We start from the raw sequence: 5,720 nt of genomic DNA, 5'->3' as shown, positions 1-5,720 counted from the left end.
GTTTCAGCAACGCTGACGACCGTATGGCTTCGCACCGCAGCGGCAGCCTGAGACATGTCGAGCGCCTTTCCTTTGGCAATTTCGATTTTGTTATCACGCAAAATGATCTCATGGCATGAACCGAGCATAGCGAGCGAATAAGCGATGGTGGAACCGACGTTTCCTGCTCCTACGATTCCGACACGTTTACCTTTTACCATAATAGTACTCCTTGTGTCATATCAGCATCGTCCCGGCTCCACAATATACTCATCACTATTTTCGACTGTCGAAAATACTCGAAAGCATACCGGCAAAGGGAACAATGAAAGACGATTGAATCGTCTTTTATCTGTAGAGCATTCTCTAAAGATAAAAAACGATTTTCCGGCTAAAAGCCGGGAAATTGCTATCGCAAGCCCCGCAGAACGCCTTTGGGGCAACGCTTTCTAAAGTCTGCCGTTGCGGCAGTAAATTAGATCGCGCCGATGATAGCGTTAAGCGTTGCACTCGGGCGCATTGCAGCCGACGCTTTTTCGAATACCGGACGGAAGTAACCGCCGATATCCTGGGGTTTTCCTTGAGCAGCAATCAACTCTTCGTTGATTTTTGCTTCGTTTTCGGTCAAATCTTTTGCTACTTTAGCAAATTTCGCTTGAAGATCCGCATCTTTGGTCTGCTCTGCAAGGGCCTGAGCCCAATACATCGCAAGATAGAAGTGGCTTCCGCGGTTATCGATTTGTCCTACTTTACGGGCAGGAGATTTGTTGAAATCAAGCACTTTACCGGTTGCCTGATCCAATGTTTCCGCAAGCACTTGGGCTTTAGGATTGTTGAACGTTGCCGCAAGGTGCTCAAGGCTTACGCCGAGTGCCAGGAACTCACCGAGTGAATCCCAGCGAAGGTAACCTTCTTCCTCGAATTGTTGTACGTGTTTCGGAGCCGATCCGCCCGCACCCGTTTCGAACAATCCGCCGCCTGCGAGCAACGGAACGATTGAAAGCATTTTCGCCGATGTACCCAGTTCAAGGATCGGGAACAGATCGGTCAGGTAATCGCGAAGAACGTTACCGGTGACCGAAATAGTATCAAGCCCTTTACGGATACGCTCAACCGAGAACTGCATTGCTTCAGCCGGTGCCATGATCTGAATATCAAGACCTGTCGTGTCGTGATCTTTCAGGTATTTTTCGACTTTTGCGATCATGTTCGCATCGTGCGCACGGTTTTTATCCAGCCAGAAGATAGCCGGCGTGTTTGTTGCACGTGCACGGCTGACGGCCAGTTTTACCCAGTCTTGGATCGGGATATCTTTGGCACGTGACATACGCCAGATATCGCCTGCTTCGACGTTGTGGCTCATCAATACGTTTCCATTAGCATCGAGAACTTTAACCGTTCCTTCAGATGGAATTTCGAATGTTGTCGGGTGTGAGCCGTACTCTTCCGCTTTTTGGGCCATCAAACCGACGTTTGATACGCTACCCATCGTTGTAACATCGTACTGGCCGTTCTTTTGGCAGTCTTCGATCGCCACTTGATAGAAGGTTGCGTAGCAGCGGTCAGGGATGATCGCTTTACAATCTTGTACTTTTCCTTCCGCATTCCACATTTTACCGCCGTCACGTACGACAACCGGCATAGACGCATCGATGATCACGTCATTCGGAACGTGAAGGTTGGTGATCCCTTTGTCTGAATCGACCATCGCGATCGCAGGGCGAACCGCGTATACCGCTTGAATATCCGCTTCGATTTCAGCCTGTTTCGCAGCATCGAGTTTTTTGATTTTTGCGTAGACATCGCCCAAACCGTTGTTCGGATTGACACCGAGTTCTTTGAACGTAGCCGCGTGTTTTTCGAATACGTCTTTATAAAATACGGTGACAAAGTGACCGAACATGATCGGATCGGAAATTTTCATCATCGTCGCTTTGAGGTGAACCGAGAACAATACGCCTTTTGCTTTAGCATCGTCGATTTGTTCCGCGATGAATGAACGGAGCGCTTTAGCGCTCATGAATGTACCGTCAAGTACTTCACCCGGAGCTGCTTTCAAACCGTCTTTCAAGGTAGTAACCGAACCGTCTTTGGCTTCCAGAACGATTTTGAAATCGCCGCCGTTTTCCATAACCACCGATTTCTCGTTGCCGTAAAAATCGCCGCCGTTCATGTGCGCAACGTGCGTTTTTGAATCGGCACTGAAATCACGCAGTTTGTGCGGGTTTTTCTGAGCGTATTTTTTAACTGACGGTGCGCAACGGCGATCCGAGTTACCTTCTCGAAGAACCGGATTAACCGCAGAACCGAGACATTTGCTGTACAGTTCTTTGACCTTTTTTTCTTCTTCGGTAGTCGCTACTTCTGGATATTCCGGAAGAGCATACCCTTTTGCCTGCAATTCTTTGATAGTTGCCTGCAACTGAGGAATAGACGCACTGATGTTCGGAAGCTTGATAATGTTTGCTTCTTTTTTCAGTGTCAATTCACCGAGTTCTGACAAATAGTCAGGAATACGTTGTTCGGGTTTGAGGTATTCGCCCATAGTCGCGATAACACGACCTGAAAGAGAAATGTCTCTGGTTTCAACCGCAACACCTGCTGCGTTTGTGAAAGCGTTTACGATCGGAAGAAGTGAGTACGTTGCCAAAGCCGGAGCTTCGTCAATTTCCGTCCAAATGATTTTTGTTGATGCCATGCGATCTCCTCTATTGGGGTTGCAAAATTTATACAGTCATCATAACACTTACTTCACGATTTTCTCCGTTTACACCCCTTCCGGAACTAAAAAATTGCCTATATGTTTCATTTGGTAGCATTTACTATGTTTTGCCTATGTGTAGAAAAGTAACTACTATACACATGCTCCCCGTCTTTTCCCCGCACGAAATAGAGGTAGTCCGTCTGCTTCGGGTGCAATGCCGCATCGATGGCTTCACGTGAGACATTGCACACGGGGTACAGCGGCAAACCCTTGTTTTTATACGTATTATAGGGGGTTTTGTCGGTTCTGATTCTACGAGCCGTCACTTTTTGGTGCGAGTATTCGCCGTAATTAAGTGTCCCATCCATTTGCAATCTCATCCCTTCTCTGATCCGATTATCGATGACGGAACTGACATAGGGCATATCAGACAATGAGGAAGCTTCTTTTTGAATAACGGATGCTTTTGTTACTATTGGTAACCATTTTTCTTTTGTATACGGGATATCATGGCTTTCGGCCCATTCTTTCATCGTTTTATCAGACTCGTTCAGCAGATGAAGGATCAGCGTTTCTTCGTCGATTTCATTGGGGATGCTGTAGGTATCCGGGACAAAATTTCCCTCTTTGTATGAAGCATGCCGTTTATAGGCTTTTGTCAGGGCATCCAGATCAAGCGAGAGTTCATCGGCAAGCTGTTGCAGGAAAATAGCCGTCGTCTCGCCGGGGATCAGAGTAATCTGCCGTGTCGCCGCTTTGGCGGTAGTCAGCGCATACAGATACTCGATACGGCTCATTTTTTCTTCTTTAAGATCGATCCACCCTTGCTGAGGGTGTCCGAGAACTCGGAGAATAAAGGCATCGATCTTGTAGAGGTTCACCCCTTCATCCTGGAGGTGTGATATACTTTTAAAGACAGAACCTTTCGGAATATAGACAATTTTGGGGGATGTGACAGTAGAGAACAGGTAGCTCATGAAAGACGTAATCATCACCAAAATGATCCCTAATGTCCATAAGAGTATTGTTCTTTTTTTCGTAACGGTCTTTTTTCTCGGTTTTCTCACGTTTATCGCTTTGGTTGAAGGTTTTGGGATCGATCATCTCCGTTTCGGAGGTGTTAAAATCGAGAAATTATATCTCAAATGGGAAAATGCGCTCCTTATCAAGGCCGCGAAAATCGATCTAACCGAATACCGAGGCGACAACACTCCTCTGACGTTAAAACCGATCAGTCGCCTCCCACGCGTTGTCCGATGGAGCAAACACTGGATAGAGTCCATTGACGTTGATACGATTCAATACCGAGACACCAAAGCTTCTCTGCACTACACGCGCAACGCACCCGGAACCGTTGCGCTTCGTTTGGGCAATACGGTATGTCATGGGAGCTTTACCCTCTCCGAAGAGTTTTTTGATTTTTCCCTCCCGGCCTGTACCGTAAACGACGCAAACGTCTCATTTCGACTGGCTATCGATCTGAATCAACAGAACTTGAATGCCGATATGTTACTCACACTGCCGCAGACTCCCGCTATTCGTCTTTCGGCGCAAGGTAATACCGACACTCTTTCTTTTCGGGCAAAAGCCGATGGAAAATTGACAACCGTTCGCCCGCTGAGTGCTTTTTTGGGCCTAGACCCCGACGTAGCACCGTGGGTTGTCGATTATGCCAAAGCGTCCTCCATCGTCCTGCATAAACTCGAGGGGACCTTCCGCTACGATAATCCCGAGGATATCATCTCCTCTCTCTATGCTTCGGCAACGGTAGAAAACGGAGAATATACGTTTGCGCAGGGGTTTGAACCGATCAAATCCGGTTTCATCGATCTGAAGTTCACGAAAGGAAAACTCCACATTACGCCGCACAACGGAAGCTTTTACGCTCTACCTACGGAGCAAAGCCGACTGTGGATCGATTTTACAACTCCGAATACGACGCTCACCGCCCTGATCCGAACCGCACATGCGCAATTGAACGATCCGATACTCAATCTGCTTCGTTTTTACGGCATTGATCTGCCTATCCGTCAGGTCGCCGGAAAATGCGCCGTCAATCTTGATCTCATCATCGATCTGAATACGCTCGATACGACGGCAAAAGGGACGTTTGCACCGACTTCCTCCCAATTGCTCATAGGAAATACCCCGTTGCAAACGACAGGGGGAATCGTCAAACTCGACACTACCCGCGTTACGTTCGACGGATTCACCGCCCGATACAACGACAATCTCGCGCATGCTCGCGTCCATGGGATGTACGATGCAACCCGCGAAGAAGGAAACATCACCATCGAGGCGTACCACGTAGCACCGTTGGGAAATCCGAAGTATCTGCGTCTGGCCGATCCCGCACGCCCTTTGAAGGTTGAGTATAAAATCAGGCCTCAGGGCGATACGATCCAGGTACAAGAGTCTGTGTGGAACGCGATGGGCGAAACGCTTCGAATCGGAGGGTTTACGACCGCGTTTGATTATGCCAATATGCGCATGGCCCTTTCTCCCCTGCGCTTTGGCATCGCCGATAAACTCCGAGGAACGATTACCGCCCGTTTTGACGGCACGCAAAAACAATCCGATATAAAACTTCAGATCGATCATCTGCGGCTCGACGATGCCGCTTTGATGAATGCGCCCTTTAACCTTGCGATGAAATACGACGGCACCGCATTTAAACTGGATACCCCCAACGCCTCGTCATGGTCGATACATCAGCTTCCCATTCTTATTTCTCCGTTTAAAGCCGTATGGAAAAACGATATCCTCTCTTTTGCCGGAATCGAGACGGTCGCCGGAAACTGGCTTAAAGCGAATCTGTCCGGTTCGTTTAATACCGATACGCAAAAAGGGCTGTTCCGACTCAATAAAATGATCCCCCTGAATCCGAAGATCACCCCTCTTGTCAATCAGAACGAATCGGCAGAACTCCAAATCAATAACGCCGAAAACGAAATTCGTCTCGACGTTCCGGCACTCAAAGCCCGTTTTACAACGATACCGGAAGGATGGCAAATCGCGTTGGATGACATCTCGCTCC

Annotated in this window: 4 protein-coding genes; 1 reads left to right on the top strand and 3 read right to left on the bottom strand. The window is 48.2% G+C overall.

The genetic code is table 11. From position 1 onward, the window contains the following. The 3 genes from JU82_RS03290 to mltG form a co-directional block, all read right to left on the bottom strand. Positions 1 to 200, bottom strand: a 200-nt coding sequence (locus tag JU82_RS03290) for an NAD(P)-binding domain-containing protein (RefSeq protein WP_037946428.1), incomplete at its 3' end; no start/stop codon positions are given. A 254-nt stretch (positions 201 to 454) separates the two neighbouring features. Continuing rightward, positions 455 to 2,677: an NADP-dependent isocitrate dehydrogenase gene (locus tag JU82_RS03285; RefSeq protein ID WP_037946426.1), complete on the bottom strand. Its 2,223-nt coding sequence runs from the start codon at positions 2,675 to 2,677 to the stop codon at positions 455 to 457. A 107-nt stretch (positions 2,678 to 2,784) separates the two neighbouring features. Continuing rightward, positions 2,785 to 3,660, bottom strand: coding sequence for an endolytic transglycosylase MltG (gene mltG, locus JU82_RS03280; protein WP_037946424.1), 876 nt, complete (start codon positions 3,658 to 3,660; stop codon positions 2,785 to 2,787). Here mltG and JU82_RS03275 point away from each other — a divergent pair. Then, positions 3,659 to 5,720, top strand: a 2,062-nt coding sequence (locus tag JU82_RS03275; protein ID WP_037946421.1) for a DUF3971 domain-containing protein, incomplete at its 3' end; no start/stop codon positions are given. The two genes, mltG and JU82_RS03275, sit on opposite strands and share 2 nt — an antisense overlap.

This window comes from Sulfuricurvum sp. MLSB, from assembly GCF_000747095.1.
Lineage (GTDB): Bacteria > Campylobacterota > Campylobacteria > Campylobacterales > Sulfurimonadaceae > Sulfuricurvum.
This window is presented reverse-complemented; position numbering and strand designations above follow the sequence as displayed.